26 protein-coding genes and 1 tRNA gene are annotated in these 23,690 nt (G+C 44.9%); 11 read left to right on the top strand and 16 right to left on the bottom strand.

All coding sequences use genetic code 11. The features are described 5' to 3' along the window. Nucleotides 1-148: 148 nt before the first annotated feature. Entirely contained in the window at nt 149-463 is a 315-nt protein-coding gene (locus tag JJ941_RS08500; protein WP_255134273.1) for a DUF6787 family protein, read from the top strand. Here the strand turns inward: JJ941_RS08500 and JJ941_RS08495 are convergent. The 5 genes from JJ941_RS08495 to JJ941_RS08475 all read right to left on the bottom strand — a co-directional run bounded on the left by JJ941_RS08495 (nt 452) and on the right by JJ941_RS08475 (nt 3,195). Next, nucleotides 452-802, bottom strand: coding sequence for an MmcQ/YjbR family DNA-binding protein (locus tag JJ941_RS08495; protein WP_290963821.1), 351 nt, complete (start codon nt 800-802; stop codon nt 452-454). The genes JJ941_RS08500 and JJ941_RS08495 overlap by 12 nt on opposite strands. A gap of 39 nt (nt 803-841) precedes the next feature. After that, entirely contained in the window at nt 842-1,180 is a 339-nt protein-coding gene (locus JJ941_RS08490) for a hypothetical protein (protein ID WP_290963818.1), read from the bottom strand. 47 nt (nt 1,181-1,227) lie between these two features. Then, on the bottom strand, nt 1,228-1,608 hold the full coding sequence (locus tag JJ941_RS08485) for a DUF423 domain-containing protein (protein WP_290963815.1): 381 nt from the start codon (nt 1,606-1,608) through the stop codon (nt 1,228-1,230). Nucleotides 1,609-1,681: 73 nt separating this feature from the next. After that, complete coding sequence (locus JJ941_RS08480; protein ID WP_290963813.1) at nt 1,682-2,341, bottom strand: CDGSH iron-sulfur domain-containing protein; 660 nt, start codon at nt 2,339-2,341, stop codon at nt 1,682-1,684. A 62-nt stretch (nt 2,342-2,403) separates the two neighbouring features. Beyond that, nucleotides 2,404-3,195, bottom strand: a complete 792-nt coding sequence (locus JJ941_RS08475) for a restriction endonuclease (protein WP_290963811.1) — start codon at nt 3,193-3,195, stop codon at nt 2,404-2,406. Between the two features lie 184 nt (nt 3,196-3,379). Between JJ941_RS08475 and JJ941_RS08470 the strand changes: the two genes are divergently transcribed. The 3 genes from JJ941_RS08470 to JJ941_RS08460 all read left to right on the top strand — a co-directional run bounded on the left by JJ941_RS08470 (nt 3,380) and on the right by JJ941_RS08460 (nt 4,868). Beyond that, nucleotides 3,380-3,733 (top strand): VOC family protein, encoded by a 354-nt coding sequence (locus JJ941_RS08470; RefSeq protein ID WP_290963808.1) that lies wholly within the window; start codon nt 3,380-3,382, stop codon nt 3,731-3,733. A gap of 93 nt (nt 3,734-3,826) precedes the next feature. Further along, nucleotides 3,827-4,399: a helix-turn-helix domain-containing protein gene (locus JJ941_RS08465; RefSeq protein WP_290963805.1), complete on the top strand. Its 573-nt coding sequence runs from the start codon at nt 3,827-3,829 to the stop codon at nt 4,397-4,399. A gap of 7 nt (nt 4,400-4,406) precedes the next feature. Next, nucleotides 4,407-4,868: an isoprenylcysteine carboxylmethyltransferase family protein gene (locus tag JJ941_RS08460; RefSeq protein ID WP_290963802.1), complete on the top strand. Its 462-nt coding sequence runs from the start codon at nt 4,407-4,409 to the stop codon at nt 4,866-4,868. 160 nt (nt 4,869-5,028) lie between these two features. Here JJ941_RS08460 and JJ941_RS08455 read toward each other — a convergent pair whose 3' ends face one another. Both JJ941_RS08455 and JJ941_RS08450 read right to left on the bottom strand, forming a co-directional pair. Then, nucleotides 5,029-6,978 carry a heavy metal translocating P-type ATPase gene (locus JJ941_RS08455; protein ID WP_290963799.1) on the bottom strand — a complete coding sequence of 650 codons (1,950 nt, stop codon included), beginning with the start codon at nt 6,976-6,978 and terminating at the stop codon, nt 5,029-5,031. A gap of 84 nt (nt 6,979-7,062) precedes the next feature. Beyond that, complete coding sequence (locus tag JJ941_RS08450; protein WP_290963796.1) at nt 7,063-7,629, bottom strand: AraC family transcriptional regulator; 567 nt, start codon at nt 7,627-7,629, stop codon at nt 7,063-7,065. A 173-nt stretch (nt 7,630-7,802) separates the two neighbouring features. On the opposite strand from JJ941_RS08450, the gene JJ941_RS08445 reads away from it, so the two are divergent. Both JJ941_RS08445 and JJ941_RS08440 read left to right on the top strand, forming a co-directional pair. Next, nucleotides 7,803-8,291 (top strand): metallophosphoesterase, encoded by a 489-nt coding sequence (locus tag JJ941_RS08445; protein ID WP_290963793.1) that lies wholly within the window; start codon nt 7,803-7,805, stop codon nt 8,289-8,291. An 81-nt stretch (nt 8,292-8,372) separates the two neighbouring features. Continuing rightward, on the top strand, nt 8,373-8,858 hold the full coding sequence (locus tag JJ941_RS08440; RefSeq protein ID WP_290963790.1) for a hypothetical protein: 486 nt from the start codon (nt 8,373-8,375) through the stop codon (nt 8,856-8,858). Between the two features lie 80 nt (nt 8,859-8,938). Here JJ941_RS08440 and JJ941_RS08435 read toward each other — a convergent pair whose 3' ends face one another. The 4 genes from JJ941_RS08435 to JJ941_RS08420 all read right to left on the bottom strand — a co-directional run bounded on the left by JJ941_RS08435 (nt 8,939) and on the right by JJ941_RS08420 (nt 12,214). After that, nucleotides 8,939-9,754, bottom strand: coding sequence for an NYN domain-containing protein (locus JJ941_RS08435; RefSeq protein ID WP_290963788.1), 816 nt, complete (start codon nt 9,752-9,754; stop codon nt 8,939-8,941). A 136-nt stretch (nt 9,755-9,890) separates the two neighbouring features. Beyond that, entirely contained in the window at nt 9,891-11,354 is a 1,464-nt protein-coding gene (locus tag JJ941_RS08430; protein WP_290963785.1) for an oligosaccharide flippase family protein, read from the bottom strand. Nucleotides 11,355-11,390: 36 nt separating this feature from the next. Then, nucleotides 11,391-11,819, bottom strand: a complete 429-nt coding sequence (gene aroQ / locus JJ941_RS08425) for a type II 3-dehydroquinate dehydratase (protein WP_290963782.1) — start codon at nt 11,817-11,819, stop codon at nt 11,391-11,393. Then, the gene (locus tag JJ941_RS08420) at nt 11,816-12,214 is read right to left on the bottom strand and encodes an HIT family protein (protein ID WP_290963779.1); all 399 of its coding nucleotides are present in this window, start codon (nt 12,212-12,214) and stop codon (nt 11,816-11,818) included. Before JJ941_RS08420 ends, aroQ begins: the two co-directional genes overlap by 4 nt. Nucleotides 12,215-12,222: 8 nt before the next feature. On the opposite strand from JJ941_RS08420, the gene JJ941_RS08415 reads away from it, so the two are divergent. Next, complete coding sequence (locus JJ941_RS08415) at nt 12,223-12,777, top strand: thioredoxin family protein (RefSeq protein ID WP_290963776.1); 555 nt, start codon at nt 12,223-12,225, stop codon at nt 12,775-12,777. Nucleotides 12,778-12,837: 60 nt separating this feature from the next. After that, nucleotides 12,838-12,910 (top strand) — tRNA-Lys (locus JJ941_RS08410). A gap of 82 nt (nt 12,911-12,992) precedes the next feature. On the opposite strand, the gene JJ941_RS08405 is transcribed toward JJ941_RS08410, so the two are convergent. Further along, the gene (locus JJ941_RS08405; RefSeq protein ID WP_290963774.1) at nt 12,993-14,918 is read right to left on the bottom strand and encodes a phospholipase D-like domain-containing protein; all 1,926 of its coding nucleotides are present in this window, start codon (nt 14,916-14,918) and stop codon (nt 12,993-12,995) included. Between the two features lie 79 nt (nt 14,919-14,997). Between JJ941_RS08405 and JJ941_RS08400 the strand changes: the two genes are divergently transcribed. The 3 genes from JJ941_RS08400 (at nt 14,998) to JJ941_RS08390 (ending at nt 19,008) form a co-directional block, all read left to right on the top strand. Next, the gene (locus JJ941_RS08400) at nt 14,998-15,303 is read left to right on the top strand and encodes a septum formation initiator family protein (protein WP_290963773.1); all 306 of its coding nucleotides are present in this window, start codon (nt 14,998-15,000) and stop codon (nt 15,301-15,303) included. A 75-nt stretch (nt 15,304-15,378) separates the two neighbouring features. Continuing rightward, entirely contained in the window at nt 15,379-16,323 is a 945-nt protein-coding gene (locus JJ941_RS08395; RefSeq protein ID WP_290963771.1) for an ROK family protein, read from the top strand. Nucleotides 16,324-16,335: 12 nt separating this feature from the next. Beyond that, nucleotides 16,336-19,008 (top strand): putative LPS assembly protein LptD, encoded by a 2,673-nt coding sequence (locus JJ941_RS08390; protein WP_290963768.1) that lies wholly within the window; start codon nt 16,336-16,338, stop codon nt 19,006-19,008. On the opposite strand, the gene JJ941_RS08385 is transcribed toward JJ941_RS08390, so the two are convergent. The 4 genes from JJ941_RS08385 to JJ941_RS08370 all read right to left on the bottom strand — a co-directional run bounded on the left by JJ941_RS08385 (nt 19,005) and on the right by JJ941_RS08370 (nt 23,674). Further along, a complete protein-coding gene (locus tag JJ941_RS08385; RefSeq protein WP_290963765.1) occupies nt 19,005-19,610 on the bottom strand; it encodes a riboflavin synthase in 606 nt (201 codons plus the stop codon). The two genes, JJ941_RS08390 and JJ941_RS08385, sit on opposite strands and share 4 nt — an antisense overlap. A gap of 4 nt (nt 19,611-19,614) precedes the next feature. Beyond that, entirely contained in the window at nt 19,615-20,742 is a 1,128-nt protein-coding gene (gene ribD, locus JJ941_RS08380) for a bifunctional diaminohydroxyphosphoribosylaminopyrimidine deaminase/5-amino-6-(5-phosphoribosylamino)uracil reductase RibD (RefSeq protein WP_290963762.1), read from the bottom strand. 96 nt (nt 20,743-20,838) lie between these two features. Continuing rightward, nucleotides 20,839-22,596, bottom strand: a complete 1,758-nt coding sequence (locus tag JJ941_RS08375) for a SurA N-terminal domain-containing protein (RefSeq protein WP_290963759.1) — start codon at nt 22,594-22,596, stop codon at nt 20,839-20,841. 154 nt (nt 22,597-22,750) lie between these two features. Further along, entirely contained in the window at nt 22,751-23,674 is a 924-nt protein-coding gene (locus JJ941_RS08370; RefSeq protein ID WP_290963756.1) for an MlaD family protein, read from the bottom strand. Between the last annotated feature and the right edge of the window lie 16 nt (nt 23,675-23,690).

Below are 23,690 nucleotides of genomic sequence, written 5' to 3'. Positions count from 1 at the left end.
TTCCTTTCAGCTGAAACTACCTGCCGGAAGAAGGAATTGCAAGAAAGCACATTAGTATTTTTGTAAAAATTTCCTACAAATAAATCTAACTATTTAACTTCATATAGGTTTAGAAAAAGGATATTTTTTGACAAATAAAACTTTTGTGATGAAAATACTTCAACAATTAAAATCCCGGTGGGGAATAACCAGCAACTGGCAAGTGCTGGTGATACTCATCGTTTTTGCTTGCACCGGCTTTACGGCACTTTACGCCAGACGTTTCGTTTTTAACCTGATAGGGATTATCGACACGGATCCGTTCTGGCTTAAGGCGGTTGTTTGGCTGGTAACTATCCTTCCGCTGTACAATATTTTCCTGCTGATCTATGGAGCCTTGTTTGGCCAATTTGAATTTTTCTGGGCTTTCTTTAAGAAGATGATGAGCCGCATGGTGCCAGGTAAATCGGGCTCAGGGGGATAGAGCTTCACGATCTTTTTTGGGAAGCCTGGCTACTACTAAGTCATAAGAATGTTTAATCAGCTCAAACAGTAGCTCATCTCCTAAAGCACCGGTAGTACTCACCGTGTTCCAGTGCTTTTTGTTCATATGATAACCGGGCTTAACCTCTTTATAGGATGCTCGAAGTTCGAGTGCTCTCACCGGGTCACACTTAAGGTTAATGCTTTCAAAGCTCTCAATGTCGGTAAGGGCAAACATCTTGCCCATGACTTTAAAAACCAGGGTTTGTTCTCCGAAAGGAAAGTCCTCGGAAACCCCGGGCAATGACAGGCAATAATCGTAGAAAGCCTCAATATGCATATCGGATTATCTAAGTGAAGGTTTTCGGCATTCCAAAAACTAAAACAAATCGATAGTCTCTGAATCTCCATTACCCTGACAGTCGGTCCACATAAACCAGGCCGTTTCAGCGTCTTTATTAAAACCGAGTATTTGCTCATAAGGGAGGGTGAGTGTGCTTCCAACTGGCAAGTTGGGCTGGAAGTTTTCGCATGGATCAGCTAAATCAACAAAAGCTAAAGTGTTGGATTCAATCAGAAAATAAAAAATGGGTTTCTCCGTGCCATTATAAATTTCTATAACCGGAGGGTTTGTGGTGGCAGAGACAAAACCGGGGGTTTCAGAATCGCATCCAAAAAGAAATAAAGAAACCAATAAGAACGGTAAGAAAGTCTTCATGAGTATAACGGTTAGTGAACTCCTGAAGCAAATATTATGGATTTATTTCATTGAAAACCATTTCTCAAAACCTGCACTCCAAGGAGTACCCATCCGGCAATAAAAGCGACACCACCAATGGGGGTGATAGCTCCGAGCCAGCTTGCTCCGGACAGGCACAGTATATACAGGCTGCCGGAAAAAATAAGGATTCCTGACAGAATCAGTGAAGCCGGCAAGGTTACAACCATCTGAAACTGAGCTCCGATTAGGGCAATCAGCATCAGTCCCAGCGCATGCCAGGCATGATATTGAACAGCTGTTTGCCAGGTTTCGAGTCGCTCTGCACTCAGAGTATTTTTTAAAGCATGGGCGCCGAAAGCACCGGCTGCAACAGCAATGGCGAGCAAGAAAGCCGCAACAGCAAGTATGATTTTAGGATTGGACATCTTGATAACTGTTATTCGTTATTTTGAGAATAGGTCAATATCCCTCATAAGTTAATAATTACACGAATGATCTTTAGTCAGAAACAAATCCGACTTTCTTGTGAGTGCCGTCGCAAAAGGGTTTGGTATGGGATCCCCCACAGCGACAAAAACTCATTTTCTTGCTGCAAGTTTCCCTCCCCGTTTCTTCACCTACCAGGTCGTAATTACCTTGTACCAGAAAGGGCGCGTTATCAAACAGTTTGATGGAAAGCTCTCCACCCTTTCCGTTTACCGGTTCAGTGCGCAGTCGTTCCGGGTTGTAGGAGGTATCGGCTTTGAACTCAGCCTCAATATGTGAGTTATCGCAAAGAGGTTTATTCTTGGATTTGCCGCAGCGGCACATGGCTACGCGGGTATCTTTGAGCACGACGTTTTCATCCATATCCCGAATCACCACTTCGCCGTGTATATAAATGGGCCCGTCTTTCTCAATGGTGATGACATTCTGTTCCGGCGCCTCTTCCTTTTCAGCGGATTTCTTTAATTCATAATGTAAGGCTCCTGTAGGGCATCGCTCAATCACTTCTGTCAGATCCCCGGCTTCGGCTTGCTCAGGTTGTATCCAGGGCTTTTGGTTGGGGTCAAATACATCGGGCAGCCCGTGCACACACTCTTCAGCGTGGATACATCGCTTCAGGTCCCAGGTGACTTTGATGTCTTCGTTTTCGTAGGAAAATATTTTCTCTTTCATGATGAATGTCCGGGTTTAAGATTATCAGATGATAATGAAGCAGCTTCACCAAACCAAGTTTGTTAAACGGTACACACTTCCTCTGCTTCCTTTATAATTTTTGATCTTTTACTATGGCTGAATTGCAGTTGATTCAAGACCTCTTGCTGATCCAGCAGCTGCTTGCAATGAACGATATCCTCATTTAATAATGACTGTTTCTCTTTCCTGGTCAAGCTTAATAAAGCTGTAATCGGGTGGATTTGTGCCTCTTCAATCAAACTGCGCAAACCCTGTTCTTTTGGGTAATTCCAGCTCAGTAATTTCATTCCGGAGCATACCGCGTAATCAATAGCGTCCTGAGTAAACCGGGTGTTGGTTGCGATATAACCACAAGGTTTTTTGTTTTTTAGGTTTGAGTCAGTCTTCCAGTTTTCTGAAACATCCAAAAAACGGGACTGCACATATAAAGGTATAGTGACATTACAATGATGATCTTTCCGGTTGTGGAACTTGCATTCAATCATGAAAATCTCCTGTTCATCTTGTGCAATTACGTCTATTTCATGAGAAACACACTTACCCTGAACGGTTTCCCCAACCTCAGTTTTGTACCCTAAGCTCCTGAATACTTCAGATATCAAAACTTCAAAAGGGTATCCTGAAGGACCCAGTTCGAGCAACGATTCTTTCAGCTTATATCTGCGTGCCACTCGCTTCGAGTTCTTTTTGAGAAGACGGTAAGCCTCGCGGTAAATTTCTTTTGTAGTGATATTATCCCGAAAGTAACCGGTTTCTTCTAAATGATTCACTACAGCTTTAATAACCGGCGGCTGAGCACCGGCGTTACCCAACGACTGCTTTAACTTGGACAACTTAAATTTTTCTCGCTCCCCGGTCGACTTTATAACATCAAATGATTTCATAGAAACAATTACTTAAAGTTTCTCTTTATTGTACCTAAAAAAAGCATCAATATTTGATACTTATCTGTGGTGGAATATATTAATGGAGACGGCTTAAAATGCCCTCAACCACAATTGAACGAATCAAGATGATATGAGCAAACACGAGAAAATAGATTATGTAGAATTCCCATCTGCGGATCTTGAAGCTACTAAAACCTTTTTCAGGAATGTCTTTGGCTGGGAGTTCACGGATTATGGCCCGGAGTACTGTGATTTTTCGAACGAGGGGATTAACGGAGGGTTTTATAAGTCGGAAATGAAATCAACAACGGAAACCGGTGCAGCCCTGGTTATTTTTTATAGCGAAGATTTGGAAGCCACATTGGAAAAAGTCAAAAATGCAGGGGCAGAAATTGTAAAAGACACCTTTCCCTTTCCCGGCGGCCGGCGCTTTCATTTTACCGAACCCAGTGGCAACGAGTTCGCGGTGTGGTCAGATAAATAGGATTAATGACCTCGCACCAAATCTCAATGACCAATATCCTTGAGCTTGGAATTTGGTGCTTGGTACTTGAGGTTTTAAATTTACCTTGATGCTATGGAAAAAATGACGCTGCATATAAAAAACATGGTTTGCGACCGCTGCGAGATGGTCATAGAAACCGCGCTTACGGCACTGGGGCTTAAAGTAGATCATGTTCAGCTTGGAAAGGCTGAAGTAACCCGTCAGGGCGATCATCCCACCCTTAAAGAGATTGAAAAAGAACTGGAGCGCTTCAACTTTGGCCTGATTAAGGATGAAGATTCCATTTTAGTGGAAAAGGTGAAAACAACACTGATTCAATGGGTAGATTCGGGAGAGCTGAAAACGGATGAGACTTCATTATCAGACTACCTGGCTAAGAAACTCACCAAAAGCTATGCAAGCATATCCCGCGTTTTTTCCCGGAAAGAAGAAATTACGATCGAAAAATATTTTATCCGCCTGAAGATTGAAAAGGCCAAAGAACTGGTGGAGTATGAGAATCTCAGCTTCAGCGAAATTGCGTATCAGTTAGGATATAAGAACCTTCAACACTTATCGCGACAGTTTAAAGAAATAACCGGGATGAGCATGAGTGAATACCAAAAACTGCAAAACCCGGAGCGCAAATCGCTTGATAAAATTTAGAACTACCATGAATGGGTTAAAACTGAAAATCCCCCCGGCTCTTCTGTTCCTGCTGTGTGTGGTATTGATGTGGTTGACAGATCGCTGGCTTACTCTTGAGCCATTAGTTCTAAAAACTCCGGAATGGGTGTATGGCTTGCTCATTTCTTCAGGTGGTCTGGTAGTTCTTTTGGGGGTGATTGAGTTTAGTAAAAAATCAACCACCGTAAACCCGCATAAACCACAGGATACTTCTGCATTTGTGAAGTCAGGGATCTATCGCCTTACAAGAAACCCGATGTATCTGGGGATGGTTCTTATTCTTTGTGCGGCTGTGTTTAAATTAGGGAATTTACTTACAGTGCTGTTCATTCCATGCTTCATCTGGTATATGAACGAGTTTCAGATAAAGTCTGAAGAAGAGGTAATGGAGCAAAAGTTTGGGGATGAGTTTCTGGATTACAAGAAGAAAGTACGGCGCTGGGTGTGATGAAATCTGAAATTGTGCAAGCTTCATAAAATAGTGCAAGCGTCCGCTTGTAAGATGTATGATTTTAAAAATGAAGTGTGGTTTCATTCTGGTCCAAGCGGACGCTTGAACCAGATATGAATTTAAAGATGAACCAGGGCATGGTCGTTATAGCCAGATTTTAGCAGGCATCACAACAGGAAGCGGCAGCCATCTTTGGTTCCGACACCTCATCGCTTTTCCTGAACAAATCTAAAATGGAGCCCCCTTCAGAAAAAGTGTTTTGAATACGAATGGCATTGGCTATAGCAATAAGGGCCACACCCACATCAGCAAAAATGGCTTCCCACATAGAGGCCAGGCCTATGGCGGCAAGTCCCATCACCAGCACTTTAATACCCAGCGCAAACACGATATTTTGCCAGACCACCTTGTGGGTGAACCGGGAGATGTCGATAGCTTTGGCAACTTTGGAAGGCTGATCGGTTTGAATAACGATATCGGCAGTGTCAACGGTTGCATCTGATCCGATTCCTCCCATGGCAATACCTACATCAGCCAGGGTAATTACCGGCGCATCATTCACCCCGTCACCTATAAAGCCGACGGTATTCCCTTTGCCCAGAGCCTGCTCAACAAGGCTGTATTTTTCATCGGGAAGCAATCCGCCGTGGGATTCATCAAGCCCCAGCTCGTTAGCAATAAACGAAACAACATCCGGATTATCACCGGATAGCATCACCAGTCGCTGAATTCCCCTTTCCCTGAGCTCCTGAATAGCCTGTTTACTGTCCTCCTTAATTCTATCGGAAATCCGGATGGTTCCCGCATGTTCTCCGTCCACCGCTACATGGACAAAGGTATAAGGCTCAGAAAGGTTGTCTTGAGTTACCATTACTCCCCGTTCTTTCAGCAATTCTGCATTTCCGACTAAAACCTCTTTCTGTTTAATGAACCCCTTAAGTCCCTTTCCGGAAATCTCTTGTTGCTGCTCAACTTCAAACAGTTCCTGCCCGTTTTTAAATGCGAGAATGGCCTTGCCAATCGGGTGTGTGGAATGTTGTTCAAGCGAGGCGGCATAGGCAACGACCTCTGCTTCAGTTAATCCATTATGGGTGGTCACCGATTGCACTTCAAAAGTTCCTTCAGTGAGCGTTCCGGTTTTATCCATAAACAGGATATTCATTTTTCGAAGTTGGTCCAGGTAATCCGAGCCTTTCAGCAAAATACCGTTTCTGGAGGCGGCCCCGATTCCCCCGAAATAACCGAGCGGTATAGAGATTACGAGTCCACAAGGGCAAGAAACCACTAGAAAAACGAGGGCTTTATAGAACCACTCCTGAAATACATACTGTTCCACAAATAAATAAGGGACAAAGGTGACGGCAACTGCCAGCCATACAACGATAGGGGTGTACACTTTGGCGAATTTTGTCATAAAGCGCTGAGTGGGGGCTTTTCGCTGGGCGGCCTCCTGTACCATTTCAAGAATGTGGGAGAGCTTGGTGTCCTCAAATACACTGTTTACCCGGATGCGAACAAGCCTGTCCTGATTAATGGAGCCGGCCCAGACTTCTTCGCCAGAAGTTCGGTTTACAGGTTTGGATTCTCCGGTAAGGGCTGCAGTGTTAAAGGATGCCTTCTCGGTGAGCAATTCACCATCCAGCGGTACTTTTTCTCCGGGCCGCACCTGAATGATATCCCCAACTTCAACCTGACCGGGATGAACCATGATGGTTGCTCCATTCCGCTCTACCGTTGCAATATCAGGCTGCTGCTCAATCAGCTTTTGGATGGAATGGCGGGCCTTGGTAACCGCACCGTGTTGTGCATATTCTCCAATCATGTAAAAGAGCATGACCGCCACGCCTTCTGCGTATTCTCCCAAAGCAAAAGCTCCAACGGTGGCAATACCCATCAGGAAAAACTCACTGAACAGGGTTCCTTTTTTTATGGACCGATAAGCTTTCATCCAAACGGGCCCGCCTACAAACAGGTATGAAATAACAAAGAGGGATATGAATACATATTCCTGTCCGGTAAAAGTAAAAGCGTGCTGGGCAATCAGTGCGGCAATAAGGAAAACGGAGGCAATAGCAACCTCCCGGTATTTTTTTAGGAACGAGATCATAGCATATCTGTTAATTTGATCTCAAGATAGCGGTATCTGCATCGGGTGGATTGCAGTATTGTGTAATTCTTGTGCAGGATTTTGTCAGAGCTTGTCGATGGAGATGCGTTTGTTCTCCTTCACGTCCTTAAAGTGAGAGGGTGACAGTCCGGTTTCTTTCTTGAACTGTCGGGAGAAGTGCTGCTGACTGCTATATCCAAGCTCATAGGCGATTTCAGTGAGGCTTTGTTCGCCATAAACAATAAGCTCTTTGGCCCGCTCAATTTTCTGCAGGATGTAATACCGCTCAATGGATTTCCCCTCCACATTGGAAAATAACCGACTGAGCTGCTGATAATCTTTATTAATTTTTTTGGAAAGATAGGCAGATAGGTTACCCTCCAGCTCCTTGTCGGTGCGGATCAACTGAATGATAAGCTGTTTAATTTGCTCTACAATCCGGCTGCCTTTGTCGTTAATCAGCTCAAACCCGTTGTTGCGCACTACCTGAATCAGGCGTTCGTATTCATCTGCGGTAACCGGGTGTGATAAGGTCAGCTGTCCGAGTTCGATTTTCTGAATCTCAAAATCAGCAGCCAGCAGCTTTTCTTCCAGAACTTCCGCGCAGTGACTGCACACCATATTTTTTATGTGAAAATGTTTTTCATCCATATGCCCTAAAATTAGTAAAGCCGTAAGATCGTTCAAAGAAACCTGAAATATAAAGTGAGAAAACCTCGAAAGACCCACACAGCAAATCCATAATATTTCAGCTTTGGATATATTTTAGTTATTTGTAGTGAGGTGTTATAAAACCAAATCAATGAATAACGAAAAATGAAACCATGCTGATTGGAATCATATCTGACACGCACGATCATATCCCTAACTTGCAAAAAGCCATCAGGATCTTCAAAGATCGAAAGGCAGAGTTGGTTTTACATGCCGGAGACTATTGCAGTCCGTTTATGATTCCGCATTTTGAAGGGCTGAACCTGAAAGGGATTTTCGGCAATAATGATGGCGACAAATATCTTCTGATGTCGAAATTTCGGGAGATTGGAGCCGAGTTGGCCGGCGATTTTTTGAGAACGGAACAGGATGGCTTAACCATAGCCGTATATCATGGTACCTATGCTGAAATTACGGACGCTCTGATCGAATCAGGCAGATATGACGTTGTAATCACAGGACACACTCACGAAATGGTGTATAAAGAATCCGGAAAAACCATCGTTATAAATCCCGGCACGGCAAACGGCTTTGATGGAAAAGCATCCATCGCTTTTTTGGATACCGAGAGCAGAAATGTAGAATTCGTGGAGCTGGATTAATGCAATTTGCCAAGGCTTCAATGTCATTGCGGAATGGTTTCAGAACCCTCCGTGCAATTAAAGAAAATTTATTAGACAATTATGTTTGAAAACTATCAGAATCGCTTACAAAATAAATCGCGGCAACGACAGGTTTTTAACGCGGTGCTCACATTGGCTACGGGCGTTTTAACGCTTGTTTTCCCAAACTTTCTCTACCTGATTGCCGGTGCCTATCTGCTTTCTCTGGGGCTGATGTTCCTGGCGTTTCGGTTGCCATCCCCGATGATTGCACTACCGATCGTTACCGGAGTCCTGATTTTTATCTTCCCCGAACTTATTCCCATTACCTTTGCTTCTTTTCTGGGGCTATTCGGCCTGCTGATGTTATTTGCTATGCAGCTCTCCATTCTTGGGGTGATTACAATCATCACCGCGGTGCTGATTATTATGAACCCCGATTCAGTAGCATATCTGATCGCCTTTTTTATGCTGACTTACTCGGTTTCAAATCTGGTGAGCTTCTACAAAGCCTGGAAAAGCAGCAAAGACGATGGTTTTGATGATGATAGTGTAACCATCGAATAGGGTTTTTTTGATTTTCAATTAACCGAGTGACCGAAGGACCGATTTGCGAGTATTGATAACCATTCAACGAATCAACGAAATCACGGAGCACTTACCAGCACGATACTTTCAGCTATCAGCCCCTTATCATTTTCCGTTACATCAAACTCGAAAATGAGTTCCCGGCTGGGGAGGTAATGCGTGTCAAAGTCCTCCTCGAACTGTGATACATGAGCAAATACGGTTTTATAAGGAGAGTTTTCATCGCGGGAATCTGTAATCCAGAGGCAATCATTTTTCCGGGTTAGGAAGCGGAGGAACCCATAGCCTTCATCCTGAGAGAAATCATAGCAAACCCCGCGAACACGAGACCCATTTTCCCCCCACTCATACGGAGATTCGATAGGTAATAATCCGGGAATAAGGTAACCGGATACCGATGAGTCTACGGCTCGTTTCAGGGATGAGGAAACATTGTCGAAACCGACCAACTCCACCCGGCAGCCTTTATTTTGAATGGCATTCACCACGCTTACATAACTCCCGCTGCTGCTGAGTAACACAATTTTGTCGAGGTGATCGGCCTGAACCAACATATCCACGGCCATATCCATATCAATGGTAGATTTTGAAATCTTTTCGCCGGTCTCGTGATTGGTGTAGGTTTGAACCGGCTTCTCCGTCACTTTATATTCGAAATCACGAAGGACCTCACAAAAGCGCTGGGTTTTCTGGCGATACTCATGGTCTTCTTTGAGGCGATCTGAATCATAACAAAGATACACATTCAGTCGTGAAGCAATTCCCCCGCCCCGGCAGGCAAACATTCGCAGGGTATCGTAGCGCAGCCCGTACCCTCCATTCATTGTTACGTTAACGGCATCTACATATATCCCGACTCGTTCTTTTGTATTCATAATAATATCCCGGTACGCTATCCAATTAATTAATAATATCTGAAGCGGGAGCCGGAAACCGTTTTTGGTTAACTTCAACTCCACCAAAGAATTAACTCATTTTTTTGGGATAGAATCAAATGGAAAATATGTAGCGCTATTCATTCGAAAAAACAGTAGTGTAAGTGATAAACCCGATGCTTAATAAGCCGGCAAGAAGTAACAGAAAAGAAGCTGCAAGTTCTGAAAGCCCGATTGATATTATAGTTGGTTTCAAGTAAAACAAGGCCGCAGAGATACCCATCACGGCAAAACCGCGCACCAATTTATAGGGCACTTCAAAGGCATTGGTTGAGTAGTAATAAATCAGCAACGCCATAACGGCATAGCTTGCAAGGGTAGCCAGGGCCGAGCCCATCATGCCGAAGAAGGGAATCATAATAAGATTGGCGATAATGGTTATTCCGGCACCGATCAGGGTGATCTGTGGAAGGCGTTTGGTGGATTCACTAATAAAAATTCCCGCCGAAAAGTTGATGTACCATCCCTGAAACCAGTAAGCCAAAAGCAGAACAGGGACAATAGTGAGGCCCTCCCAGAACTTTTCATCCACCAGGTAAAAACCCAGAATGGGCACTTTGATAGAAACAATCTGCTCGGCAAATAGAGCCACAGTCAGGAAAACAGCGGAGGCGGCTGCGTTAAATAAGGTGAAGGTTTGAGAGAAGGTTTGAGGGGCAGACTCTTCTTCCGACTGCCGCATAAAAAATGGCTGCCAGGCCATCCTGAACATCTGCACAATCAAAAGCATGAAAACTGCCAGCTTATAACAGGCGCTGTAAATCCCCACAATATCATCAGAGCTGTAATCGGCACCGTATAAAGCGTCTATGGTAGATTGGTCCATGGCTTTCAGGAAAAAACGGTCAACCAGTTCGTTGATGGCATGACCGAAACCAGCCGGGATAAAGGGAAGCCCGAACAGCAAGGCTTTTTTAAGTAAAGAGGTGTTCCAGCTTCCCATGAACATAGGAATGGTAAACACCCAAATTGCCAATGCGGTAAGAAGCGAGGCCACCAGGTTACTGATAAACACAGCCTCGATGCCATAATCCAGTCCCAGGATGAGATAAAAATTCAGCCCGAGGTTCACAATTACATTCCCTGTTTTTAGTACTGCAAATAGCACAGATCGGCGAACGAGCCGGAGTTCAGCAAAAGGGACGACAGCCAGAGTATCAAAAAAGAGAATCCCCAGCATAATCCAGAGAATAGGGTCGCCGGGCTCCAGTCCTATGATTGGGGCCACAACGGGTTCAGCTCCCCAAATGATGAGTGCCAAGATGCCGGAGGTTGTCAATAGGAAAAGCTGTACCGTTTTGAAAATATCCTTCGCCTTGTCGCGGTCTTTGGCGTACCGAATGTAGGCCGATTCCATACCCATTGTAAAAACCACATTGAATAATGCAATGGCCGCAAAAATCAGGCTGATAATTCCGTACTGATCTTCACTGAATACACCCGTATGCAGCGGAACCAGCAGGTACCCGATAAACCGGGCAACCACACTGCTTATCCCGTAAACCAACGTGTCGGAAAAGAGTTCTTTAAGTTTAGTCAATGCGAGCGGTTAAGTTGAAAGAAAGTAGCGATAGGCTCATTCAGTCATGTTCTCAAGAGCCTGAATGCCAAGCACGTAGCTGTACTTTCCAAATCCTGTGATAATGCCATCCATCACGCCCCCGGTTATAGACTTCTCCCGAAATTCTTCGCGGGCATGAATGTTGGATATATGAACTTCTACTTTGGGAATACCCAGCGGTTCCAGTGCATCACGCAGGGCAACGGAGGTGTGGGAATATCCACCGGGATTAATCACGATTCCATGCAAATCGCTTTCCATAGCTTGCTGCACCTGATCAATCAGCTCTCCTTCAATATTACTCTGGAAAAAATCCAGGTTGTGTTTTGGAAATTCATCAATCAGAAAGTATTCCAGATCTTTCAGGCTTTTTGCTCCGTAAATTCCGGGATTACGTTTTCCAAGCAGGTTCAGGTTAGGGCCGTTTATAATCAGGATGTTCATACGTTTACCTTTTCGCTGATGATTTTAGCAAGCTCCATCATTCGGTCCTGGCTTACCCCTACCTGCATGCCCAGGCTAAATCGTTGCGTTTCTTTATAAATGGGAATCAGGTGGATGTGAGCATGAGGCACCTCCATTCCCTCCACGATAATTCCGGTTCGGATGGGCTGGAGAGCCTCATCAATTCCCCTGGCCACTTTTTGGGCAAAGAGATTCAACTCCGAGAGTTCCGAAGGCTCCAGGTCAAAAATATAGTCCACATCTTTTTTAGGGATACACAAAGTGTGGCCTTCCGCAGAAGGATTGATGTCCAGAAAAGCGTAATGCTTGTCATCCTCTGCTATTTTATAACTTGGAATATCTCCTTCAATAATTTTGGTGAAAATGCTTGGCATAATTGACTATGAAAGATGGTAATTTGACTGAAGATACTATCCAAAAAACAGAAATCCTTATGAACTCTGCAAGGTGGTTTGTATTTGCTGTACTCCTTGGCTTCGGGTTGATGTGGCCCGCTGCCTCAAAAGCACAGCAACAAGATTTAACAGGTCCGGTTACAAAAGAAGAAATTCTGGCGAACGACCGCATCTACAAAATATATATCGACCGGTATGAACCGGACCAGGAGGCGATTGAGTATCTTTCAGCTTACCGCGATTCGGTGCAATTGATGGTATTTGTGGGGAGCTGGTGCCGTGAATCCAAGAAATACATCCCCGGACTTATGAAAACACTGGAGCTTGTGGAGAGTGGTAGTATCGACATTCAATACATTGCTGTGGACCGCCAAAAAAAACTTCCCAAATCATTTTTAAATAAGTTTGATATCAAATATATTCCCAGCGTGTTGGTTTTAAAAGGCACTACAGAGGTAGGACGAATAGAAGAAAAACCACACCGACTGATCGAAACTGATTTAGTTCAGATTCTGGATGCAGGCAATGAAAAAAAGGAGTAGAAAATTCATTTTTTCCTTGTACTCTAATTGATAAATGCCTTATCTTTGGAATCTACTTGAGAATCGGTAGCTCAGTTGGTAGAGCAACGGCCTTTTAAGCCGTGGGTCGAGGGTTCGAGCCCCTCCCGATTCACACAATTTTATGGAATTTTTTTAATGACTCTCTCTTGACCAGCCCCATACGATTGATCTCGGATGGGGTTTTTTTATGGCAACTATTCCAGCGTAATAATTGGCCGTAGCTTCTGCAGTGTTTTAGGACCGATGCCCCGAATGTTTGTAATCTCATCCACACTTTTAAAACTTCCGTTCTCCAACCGATACTGAACGATGCGTTTTGAGTAAGCGGGGCCGATGCCGGGCAGCAGCTGCAGGGTTGCTTCATCAGCTGTGTTAATATTGATGGGATACATAACATTTGTCGGGCTTCCGGTATCAACTTCCTCGGCTCGCAGCGTTTTCGAGCCTATTTTTTCAGAATGTTTCCAAAGACCCTCTTCTTTAGCTTTGGCCGATTCCTGGTAGCGTTTAAAGGCGGCAACAGAATCATCATTTTGGCGATAGTACACCGAGGTTGTTCCGAATCCTTTTTCCAGAAGCATTTTATTTAAGCTGACCGGCCCATCATCGTATTGCATTTCTACATAGGCCTGAAAGGCATTATACCTGGCCTCGGGTTTTCCTCCGTCAAACCCTTTAAGCCGCACCTTCCGCCCTTCCAGCAGATTGTGCAGGTAATCGGCTGCTGCTCCGGAATAAAACTCTGCCGAATCCTGCCCGGCATAGATGGTTGGTACATCCACGCCAAGAAATCGAACACCGTAACCAAAACCGGGAGCTATCTCAATTTCAAAGCGGCTGCCATCGGTAATGGAAAAGACTTCATACCACCGGTCGGTTTCCAGAGGAGGGGCCGGAGGGTAGGCCTCCTCTTTGGCTCGTTTCATCACGCCCATAAAATCCTGGTAAAACTGGTTGGTAATTTCATCAGAAAAAATAATGACGGTATTCTCGTCATTGTTCATTTCCGCATTCATGGAAAAGTTGTAGGAACCGGCAACGGTAACACCGATGTCGGCAGAATCGGGATGTTCAGCATCAAGTAATATGACTTTATGGTGAAGTTTTCGGAGTTCGTTGGCCGGTAAAATCATCCGGTTGTTCATTCGGGCGGAATCTATTCCCCATATCTCACCGGCACTTTGATACCGGCTGTAAAAGCTGCGGTCTATGGCTCCGCGAAGCAGCACTTCTCCGGTGGATGACTGCTCCCACATTTGGCGGCTGATGGGGATGTCCGGGGTGATGGCGAAAGCCTGAAAGTTAATGTCGTGCTGGGCTTCATCCCGAATCAGGGAAACCAGACGTTCGCTTACACTGGGTTTGGAGCGATCCCGGTTCACCGGCGCAAAATAGACTTCAACCCGGGTTCCGCCTACATCAAAAACATTCTGACTTACATTTCTTTTGTCTTTATGAAATACAGCCCGGTTAGCTTCCGGCGTTTCATCGGAGTCGCCCCACATTTGTTCAAACTCTTCGGTATAGGCTTTGGCCACCTCCGTATCTTTTATAACAAGGGTGTGATTGGTGTTGTACGCCCCGGTGAGAGTCATGTTGGTTGAACCTGTCCACACGTAATCATCATCCGGGGAAGGACTCAGGTAATCAATAACGGCAAACTTATTATGCATGTCAGAGCCGTCGTTCACCAGGTCATTGTCGGTAATGGTTCCGTCGGGGTTATAGATATCGCCGTCATCATCCATCGAAAGGATGCCACCTGTAGCTAGTATAGTCCAGATTTCAAGGTCGTAATCACCGCCGTCAGTTCGGTTGTGATCGTCGGTAACCACGCGGATGCGAACCCCCCGGTTTTTGGCTCGAACCAAGGCATGAGCTATGCGCGGATGTTCAAAATCATAAATACAGAAATCGATGCTGGTTGTAGCTGAATCAATAAGTTGCTCAAGGGATCCGATCAGGTCCTGGTTACTGTTGCTGAGGTTATTGCCGGCAGCAACGTTGTGATCGGCTGGCATATTAAAGTACACCTGAATCCATTCATCACTCTGAGCATAGGCCGAGAGGGTTGAAAACATCAACGTAAAGGATCCAATCAAAACAGTCAGCTTTTTCATAGAATACAAAACACTGGATTGTACTTAATAGCCAAATTAATGTATTTTGACATGCCAACGAAAATCTACAGGCTTATATATGAACCTACAATTTTTAAATCCATTACGCTGGAAAAAGTCCTTTCTTGCACTTTTGCTGACAGCGTTTGTAGTGGCTTGGTTTGCTTTTATTGATTCATACAGCCTGAAGACAAGGTGGGATTTATATAGTGAAAAGCAAGAGCTCAAAGAACGTACAGCTGAACTGAACGAGCGATCCGAAGAGCTTAAAACCAAAATTGAAAACTTGGATAACGATCCTGCTCTCCTCGAAAAAATTGCCCGGGAAGAATATGGGATGAGAAAGCCCGGAGAAACTGTCTATAAAGTGAAACGTGAGAAATAGTGCCGTTTGGCTTAGGGAAGTTAGCCTGTTATCTTCTCGAAAATACCGGAACCGTAAGATTCTAAATGTAATTGAATGAAAGCCATTGGTGTTGATCTTGGTGGTACCAACATTAAAGCCGCCGTTGTTGATGATGAAAAAGGAATTGTAGAGCAGGTAACAACCCCCACGCAGGCAAAACTTGGAAAAGATCATATCCTGAACCGCATTGCAGAAACCATCGGGGACCTGAACAGGAAGTATGAAATTATCGGGATTGGTATGGGTTTACCAGGAATGGTTTCGAAAGATCAGACTACGGTTAAGCACCCACCGAATTTACCAGGATGGACAGTCGTAAACGCCGCTGAGGAAATCACTCAACGAACAGGCATTCCCTGCAAAATAGAGAATGATGCCAACATAGCTGCTATTGGCTCATTACACTTTGGTGTTGGAAGAAACTTCGACAGCTTTATCATGATCACCCTTGGAACGGGGGTAGGCGGTGGAATTATCATCGACCGGAATATTTATAAAGGCACGCAAGGAATGGCCGGAGAGCTTGGCCATGTGATTATCGATTATCATGGACCGCTATCCAACAGCGTTACCCGCGGGACGGTTGAAGCCTATCTTGGCCAGCGTTTTTTAAGCCGGTTTGCCACTGATTTGATCACTCAAAATCCTTCTAATGAGTTGTATGAAAAATTCTCCAACGATTTCGAAAAACTGGAACCGATAGACCTGACTAATGCCGCAAAAGAAGGCAATGAGCTGGCGATAGAGATATTAGCCAAAAGTGGTCAGCGGCTGGGATATGCCATCATCAACTACGTACATATGATGGATATTCGTAAAATCGTGGTAAGCGGCGGCGTATCCAAAGCGGGTGATTTTCTGTTTGAGCCTGCAAGAGACATTGTACGAAAACACATGATGGAGCCGTTCAAAGAAGGATTTGAGCTGGTTTATGAAGATCTTGGTAACGACAGTGCGTTACTTGGAGCTGCAGGGCTGGCTTTCGACTCTTTTTCCTAATCAAAGAAAAACATGCTTACCGTCATTAAGACACATATGGGCAAATACGCGGCGGGTATTTGCCTGTTTTTTTTGATGACAGCTCCTGTGTTTGCTCAACAGACAGATACGACATCTACGGCTGCTGATACCTCGCAGGTACAGCCGGCTTCCTCAGCTCCCGGGGGAAGTAGCCCCGTTCCTGATGATGCCGTACAGTTTCAATCTTCTGATTCTCTAATCATCGATTTTTCTAAAGGGAAGAAGGCTTTTCTGTTCGGATCAGCTAAAGTAAAGCATACATCCGGGGAGCTAAATGCCGGCGAGATTAATATGGATATCGAAAACTCTACCGTAGAGGCAACCACGGAAACCCCGGAAGACACGCTTTCCCGCCCGATATTAATCCGCGATAATGATGAAATAAAAAGCACGCGCATTCTCTTTAACTATAAAACCAAAAAAGGGAAATTTGAAGCGGCGCAGGTGCAGGTTTCAGAAGGGCACTTAATCGGCTCCAAAATCAAAAATGTAAGTGAGAGCGAGGTTTTTATAGAAGACGGGATATACTCAACCTGTCCGCCTGAATATCTCTACTACTACATCAAAGCCAAAAAGATGAAAGTGGTAGATCAGGATGAGCTGTTTTTTAGCAATGCCCGGCTGTATATACTGGATATTCCCTATCCACTGATTTTTCCATTTGGCTACGTGCCTACAGATATTGAAAAGAAAAGGTCGGGGTTGTTAACGCCAACCTATGCATTCCAAAATCAGAACAACCGTGGATTGGGACTTCAGAATGTGGGGTGGTTTCAGTATTTCAATGATTACCTGACCGGGCAAGTGGATGGGGATATTTACACCTCCGGCACCTTTTACCTGAATGGGCGGATGCAGTACCGGAAAACCAACTGGTACAACGGATCGTTAGATATCGGGTATTCAAAAGACCGGGGTCTGGAACCTACAGACCCTGATTTTGAACAACGGGTGCAAAAGTCGATTGGCATTCAGCATAACCAAACGATTTCACCATATGCGTCGGTATCTGCAAACGTAAACCTTCGGACAGAAGATTATCTGAGAAGAAATTCCTATGACATTAACGACCGGGCCGAGACGAACTCAAGGTCAACAATGGCGTACAATTACAAACACCCGGAGAACCTGTTTACCTTCAGCACTAACGCTCAGCTGAACCAGAACTTTAGCAATTACTCAACACAGCTAAGCGGTCCATCTGCGAATTTCAGATTTCAAACATTTTCTCCTTTTCAAAACAGTTCATCCGGCAGTGGTCAGCAGCGATGGTACGAAACCATAAACATAAACTACGACAACACACTCCGATCAAGATTCAATTATAACCCTATTGACGCCGATAGTGCCGATGTCACGTTTTTTGAAGCACTGACCGACCGGGACTTGTACGAAGAGGCGACCGGCAATCAAAACTATATTCAGGCAGGGTTCCAGCAGTCGGCAAGTATACAAATCGGGCAACTCGTACCCAGCCAGTTTTTAAATATATCTGCCGGCATAAGCGGAAATGAATACTGGTACCCTTCTTCCATTCGGAAATCATACAATGCTGATTCCAACCGGGTGGAAACGGATAAAATGTATGGTTTTGAAGCGGCCCGCGATTTCAGCACCAACCTGAATTTCAGTACTACGGTATATGGAATTTCCAACATGCGGATCGGGAACCTGCAGGGATTCAGGCATACCGCACGACCGAGGATTGGTTTTAGCTACCGGCCGGATTTTAGTTCGGAAAGATGGGGTTATTACCGAACAGTACAGACCGATAGCCTCGGGAATACACGGAAGTATTCCATTTTTGAAGATGAAATTTTTTCCGGACCGGGCAGAGGAGAGCAGCGATCTATTAACTTCTCGCTCGGAAATGTATTTGAAACGAAAATCGTAAAACGTGACAGCACCGGAGAGGTCACCGAGAAGAATCTGCGCTTTATTGATAACCTATCACTAAGCACTTCCTATAACTTTGCGGCCGACAGCTTGAACCTGAGTCCGCTGAGTACATCCATTAGTTCGAATGCTATTTCGGGACTGAACCTGAGCGCGAACGCCAGTTTTTCATTTTATCAGACAGATTCTTTGGGTCACGAAATAGACCGCTACTACATTGAAGACGGTGACAAACTTGCTCAGCTTCAGTCATTCTCACTGAGTGCGAGTACCTCTTTTCGGGGAGGGAACGGGGTTGAAGTGTACACTCCGGAATATCGCCGCCGCTATGATCCTTATAACCAATCCATATTCAACCCTGTCGATTCCCGGTTCGGTTTGGAGCCGGTTCCGGATTTCAGGTCGCCATGGAGTGTATCCCTGAATTTCAGTTACAGCTGGAATTATCGCTTTAATCAAAGCCCACGGAAAAGGGCAACCATACGTGCAAGCAGCATTTCGTTCAACTTAACGCCGAAATGGAAATTCAACACCAATGTGGGATATGATTTTATTGCGAAGGAATTTACTCCGTCTCAGTTTTCTTTAACCCGAAACCTGGAGTGCTGGAACCTATCCTTTCAGATCAATCCGTTTGGAGAATTTCAATACTACTTCTTCCGGTTGAGTGTAAATAGTTCGCAGATACAGAGCCTGTTCCAGAAGCTTCCGGTACTCAAGAATTTGGAAAGAAGTTCAAGTCCTACGGGCGCAGGATATGGACGTTAAAGAGAATCCCGGCCTATTTTAGCCAGGTATTTAACCACGTATTTCCCAATCACGTCAAACTCGAGGTTAACAGAATCGCCTGCAGATTTTTCTTTAAGGTTGGTGTGTTCCCAGGTGTAAGGGATAATGGCAACGGTGAACTTGTTATCCGATTCACGTGCAACGGTGAGGCTGATGCCCTCCATGGTGATGCTGCCACGACCTACAATCATGTCGGTGAACTTATCGGGGTATTCTACAGTAATCAGCCAGCCGGTTTCTTCTTTTTCAATTTCCGTGATGGTGCCGGTGGTATCTACATGGCCCTGCACCAAATGCCCTTCGATGCCTTTTTGAAGTGTAAGTGATCGTTCCAAATTTACCGGGTTGCCTTTTCCCAGCTCACCGGTAGAGGTTTTGCGCAGGGTTTCTTCCACGGCCTGAACGGTGAAGGTTTCCTCATCAAAAGCAGTGACAGTGAGGCACACTCCATTCACAGCGATACTTTCATCCTCATGGCAGCTACCTGCAAAAGAGCATGCAATTTTCAATTCCTTGCCACCGCCGTTCAGGGATTTGACGGCAGCTACTTTTCCAACTTCTTGTACGATTCCGGTAAACATGATTTTAAAAATATCCGGTTAATAATATATCATCACCGACCCGGGTCCAGCTGACCTCCTTCAGTTCGGCAATTTCTTTCATTTTGTTGATGCCAATGTTAATTAGCGATCGGGTTCCGGCTCCCAACAACTTCGGGGCTATAAATAGTTCGAGTTTATCCACAAGGCCCTGTCGGATTAAGGCGGAAGAGAGCTGCTGACCACCTTCCACTAAAACCGAAGAAATTCCCTTTTCGCCAAGCAGCTTAAACGACTGCCGTAAATCTACATGTCCATCTACTTTGGAAACCTGCAGCACTTCTCCGCGAAAATAGTTCTGCTGCATAACTTTCAGCATGGGGTCGGCATCGGTGGCAGAGGCTTCTTTATTCCAGGTGATGATGGTGGTCTTTTCCTCAAACTTATCTGAAAAAAGATTCAGATCTTTGGGCAGTTCATAGGGGCCGTCAATCACGATGCGCTTGGGCTGACGACCGGAAACATGACGAACGGTTAGGCTTGGATTATCGACCATGGCTGTTGTTCTGCCAACCAAAACGGCATCATACTCAGAGCGCCATTTGTGAACCAGCTTCCGGGATTGATCTCCGGTAATCCACTGCGATTCCCCGTCGGCAGCTGCGATAAAACCATCGGCAGTCTGGGCTACCTTCAGCGTGATAAAAGGCCGCCCGAAAGCTTGATGGTGGATAAAAAACTCATTCAGTTTTTCTGCCTCTCTCTTAAGCACGCCCGTTTCAACTTCAATTCCATTGTTACGGAGATGCAGAATTCCTTTTCCGTCCACCTCCGGATTGGGATCCTTCATGGCAACCACTACTCTTTTTATGGGAAGCTTTGCCAGCATGGGGGCGCAAGGTGGGGTTTTACCTTTATGAGAGCATGGTTCAAGGGTTACGTAAACCGTGGCGTCTTTGAGCTGTTTCTTATCCTTAACCGACTCTACCGCATTTACTTCCGCATGAGCTTCCCCAAATTTTTTGTGATAGCCATGCCCAACGGGTTTCCCATCCGATGATACAACTACGCACCCCACCAGTGGATTCGGGGCAACGTGTCCTTTAGCCTGTTCAGCCAAATCCAGAGCTTGTTGCATCCAGTATTCATCGCTATGCGGAGCTTGTTCGGGCATGTAGAAATGTAACAGATTTGTGTGAATCGAATATGAGCTAAACAAAAAAGGGTGAGAAGAAACTTCTCACCCCAAAAAATAAAAATGTGGTTCAGACTATTGCTGAAGCAGTCGGTCGCGGTTGTCCACGATGTTAGCGGCTTCGCGAAGTTGTTCTAACCAAATGGAGGTAAACTCCTGAGTTTTTTGCTGCTCCAGACGCTGACGAATAGTTTGTCGCTGGTCGGGAGTTAAGTTGGCTAAATCAGCGTCCATTTTGCTGATTAACTGAACTACAAAAGCTGCGCTGTTTCCGGCAATAACTCCGGACGTTTCGCCTTCATCGAGGGCAAAAATGGCACCTACTACTCGAGGTTCTCGGCCAGCTCCGGGAAGTACCGTTGCGCTGGCGCGGAGGTTGTCTTCGTTGCGAATTTCTTTATCGGTGCTTTCAGCTAAAGCAGAAAGTGTTTGGTTCTGAGCTAAAAGATTTTCCACTTTCTCAACGGTCAGTTCTTTGCGTCGCTCAACCTTTACCAGGGTTTCTACCTGTGACTTCACTTCCTCAAAAGGACGATAGCCTTCCGGGGTAATCTCTTCAACCCGAAGCACAACAAAATCGGAGCTTAGCTCCAATGCGTTGGAAATGTCGCCTTCATCAGCTGTTTCCAGGAAATTCATAATTTGCTTACTGCTTCCAAGGCCGGAGATAAAATCATTCCCCTTGGTTGCAAACGCTTCTTTCACTTCAAGTCCGCGGGTTTCAGCTTCTTCATCGAATGAGGATTCCTCAGAGGCAAAGAATTCAAAGTCGGCGGCAGCTTCGTTAGCTTCATCTATGGTAGATGGCAACGCCTGAATGTTATAGCTCATGATTTGAAACTTAACTTCATTACCCTGCTCGGCTGTTTTCTTAAGAATAGCGGCCTGGTTAGAAGTCAGGATTACGTCAGACACTTCTCCAATTTCAAGATCCAGAACGGGGGTGTATTCTTCCCGGATGTCATCTTCAGACACAAAAGCATTTTGATACTGATTAGAGGAACCCTGGCGAGCCAGAAACAATGAGTCGTTTTCAGAATTCTCAAAAGGTGTTATCAGTTCACGAACATCTTCCACAATTTGAGCCGTATCGCTGGCGGTTGGAAGCTTACTGAACGTAACATACTGAATACGGTAGCTTTCGTCGCGGCTGTAGCGCTCTCTGTTTTTGTTGTAGAATTCGCGAAGCTCTGCATCAGAAACTTCCAGCTGTTGCTCGGTTACTTCACTGTAGGGAAAGCGAATGTAATTTACGTTTGCCGTGCTGTTATTCTTTACAAACTCTCTTTCCACTTCTCCCTCAGTTACCTGGAGTCCGGCCGAAATATAGTTGTTCAGCTTTTGCTGACGACGCTGTTCGCGGAGTTGCATCTCAAGGGCAACAGCTTGTTGAGAAAACTCACTGGAAGAAAGAACCTGCTGAACGGCTGCTCGGTCAATGGTGCCGTCTTCGCGGGTAAAGTTTTGACGAATTACAGGGGCAGGATTCTCTCCATATACCATGTCCAGCACTTCCTGGTCGGAAACGGTGATGCCTAAGTCGTCCATTTTTTGGCGGAGTAAGCGGGAGTTAACCAGCTCATTCCAGGCCTGAGTTTCATAATATGCACGCATTTCCGGTGTCATTGAATTTCCGGTTTGCTGGCTGTATGCATTAGAATAATACTGGATACGGCTTTGATATTCTTCATTGGAGATCTTATCACCATTCACACTACCTAATGAACTTGGTCCGGCCTGCATGGCTTCAAAAAAGTTTACATCAGACAAAACCCACAAAAGGCCAAAAGATCCAATCAGCACCCACAAGATGACACCGGTGCTGTTTCTCATTTTTTCCATTACACCCATAAAAGGTTACCTCTAAAAAACATTAATTAAATTGCGATTTGATTACTGCAGGTGTCTTTTTAACCTCTGGCAGTAAGCTTGGAAATATAAGTGAATACCCAAGGAATTGAAAGCAAATTAAACAATAAGGTTGGGGTTAAAATACCTCAATGAGTCTCATATGCTTCAAATATTTTCCGGGCTCATCGTTCATATTTTTGATCAGCCGGTTTAAATTAAAGGATAAGCTGTCCACATTATTGTATAGAGAAGGGTCGTTGACCATTTTTCCAAGGGTTCCTTCTCCGTTATTAATCTTGGTTAACACCTCATTCAGCGTAAGATTGGTCTCGTTTAAACCAGAGCTCAGCGTTTCCAGTTCAACACTGGTGGCTTCCAGGTTGGTGATGAGTGAGTTCAGCTTATCTTTGTTTTCGGAGCTAAGATCATCCATGTTTTGCATGGTCTGTTTTGCTGAAGTAATCATTGCATCCAGATCCGATTGCTTACTCTGGATCAGCTGATTTAAAGATCCGGTGCTGGACTGAAGGTTTCGGATGATCCCGGTAATATTCTCTTTGTTTTCATCATCCAGTGTTTCATTGAGGCTGGTAACCAGTTTTTCGACTCCACGGATGGAGGCAGAAATGTCATTACTGAGTTTGGCGCCTTCTTCAGCAAAGGTATCCATCATACCCTGTTCAAAAACGCCTTCAATCGATCCTTGGTGCGGAACCATTTCAGTCGAGTCGGATTTCTTTATTTCGATAAACTTACCACCAAGCACCCCGCTTGACTTCAATACCGCAATGGATCCTTTAGGTATCTGATACCCTTCCTCAATATTCATGGTGACCAGGGTAGAGTCTGAAATTAACAACTCCATTTGTTTCACACTTCCAATTTTAAAGCCTTTCACATTCACCACATTTCCGGGAATGAGCCCATATACCTGATCAAACTTAGTATAGATAGTAGTGGAAGTACGGAACAGGGGGATATCTTTCATTACCCGGTAGCCGATAAAGGCTACAATAATAGCCACTACTACCGTGATCCCAATTTTTAGTTCGTTGGACACTTTTGCCAAAACAAGT

The sequence above is a fragment of the Gracilimonas sp. genome, assembly GCF_017641085.1.
GTDB lineage: Bacteria > Bacteroidota > Rhodothermia > Balneolales > Balneolaceae > Gracilimonas.
Note: the sequence above shows the minus strand (reverse complement) of the source record. Positions and strands in the feature narration are given on the sequence as shown.

What these genes read in the sequence shown, in the direction of transcription:
- JJ941_RS08385 (WP_290963765.1), bottom strand. Translation starts at nt 19,610, where the DNA reads ATGTTTACCGGAATCGTACAAGAAGTTGGAAAAGTAGCTGCCGTCAAA.
- JJ941_RS08455 (WP_290963799.1), bottom strand. Translation starts at nt 6,978, where the DNA reads ATGATCTCGTTCCTAAAAAAATACCGGGAGGTTGCTATTGCCTCCGTT.
- JJ941_RS08495 (WP_290963821.1), bottom strand. Translation starts at nt 802, where the DNA reads ATGCATATTGAGGCTTTCTACGATTATTGCCTGTCATTGCCCGGGGTT.
- JJ941_RS08400 (WP_290963773.1), top strand. Translation starts at nt 14,998, where the DNA reads ATGAACCTACAATTTTTAAATCCATTACGCTGGAAAAAGTCCTTTCTT.
- JJ941_RS08395 (WP_290963771.1), top strand. Translation starts at nt 15,379, where the DNA reads ATGAAAGCCATTGGTGTTGATCTTGGTGGTACCAACATTAAAGCCGCC.
- JJ941_RS08480 (WP_290963813.1), bottom strand. Translation starts at nt 2,341, where the DNA reads ATGAAAGAGAAAATATTTTCCTACGAAAACGAAGACATCAAAGTCACC.
- aroQ (WP_290963782.1), bottom strand. Translation starts at nt 11,819, where the DNA reads ATGAACATCCTGATTATAAACGGCCCTAACCTGAACCTGCTTGGAAAA.
- JJ941_RS08405 (WP_290963774.1), bottom strand. Translation starts at nt 14,918, where the DNA reads ATGAAAAAGCTGACTGTTTTGATTGGATCCTTTACGTTGATGTTTTCA.
- JJ941_RS08490 (WP_290963818.1), bottom strand. Translation starts at nt 1,180, where the DNA reads ATGAAGACTTTCTTACCGTTCTTATTGGTTTCTTTATTTCTTTTTGGA.
- JJ941_RS08450 (WP_290963796.1), bottom strand. Translation starts at nt 7,629, where the DNA reads ATGGATGAAAAACATTTTCACATAAAAAATATGGTGTGCAGTCACTGC.
- JJ941_RS08470 (WP_290963808.1), top strand. Translation starts at nt 3,380, where the DNA reads ATGAGCAAACACGAGAAAATAGATTATGTAGAATTCCCATCTGCGGAT.
- ribD (WP_290963762.1), bottom strand. Translation starts at nt 20,742, where the DNA reads ATGCCCGAACAAGCTCCGCATAGCGATGAATACTGGATGCAACAAGCT.
- JJ941_RS08435 (WP_290963788.1), bottom strand. Translation starts at nt 9,754, where the DNA reads ATGAATACAAAAGAACGAGTCGGGATATATGTAGATGCCGTTAACGTA.
- JJ941_RS08390 (WP_290963768.1), top strand. Translation starts at nt 16,336, where the DNA reads ATGCTTACCGTCATTAAGACACATATGGGCAAATACGCGGCGGGTATT.
- JJ941_RS08460 (WP_290963802.1), top strand. Translation starts at nt 4,407, where the DNA reads ATGAATGGGTTAAAACTGAAAATCCCCCCGGCTCTTCTGTTCCTGCTG.
- JJ941_RS08375 (WP_290963759.1), bottom strand. Translation starts at nt 22,596, where the DNA reads ATGAGAAACAGCACCGGTGTCATCTTGTGGGTGCTGATTGGATCTTTT.
- JJ941_RS08440 (WP_290963790.1), top strand. Translation starts at nt 8,373, where the DNA reads ATGTTTGAAAACTATCAGAATCGCTTACAAAATAAATCGCGGCAACGA.
- JJ941_RS08445 (WP_290963793.1), top strand. Translation starts at nt 7,803, where the DNA reads ATGCTGATTGGAATCATATCTGACACGCACGATCATATCCCTAACTTG.
- JJ941_RS08465 (WP_290963805.1), top strand. Translation starts at nt 3,827, where the DNA reads ATGGAAAAAATGACGCTGCATATAAAAAACATGGTTTGCGACCGCTGC.
- JJ941_RS08415 (WP_290963776.1), top strand. Translation starts at nt 12,223, where the DNA reads ATGAAAGATGGTAATTTGACTGAAGATACTATCCAAAAAACAGAAATC.
- JJ941_RS08420 (WP_290963779.1), bottom strand. Translation starts at nt 12,214, where the DNA reads ATGCCAAGCATTTTCACCAAAATTATTGAAGGAGATATTCCAAGTTAT.
- JJ941_RS08500 (WP_255134273.1), top strand. Translation starts at nt 149, where the DNA reads ATGAAAATACTTCAACAATTAAAATCCCGGTGGGGAATAACCAGCAAC.
- JJ941_RS08485 (WP_290963815.1), bottom strand. Translation starts at nt 1,608, where the DNA reads ATGTCCAATCCTAAAATCATACTTGCTGTTGCGGCTTTCTTGCTCGCC.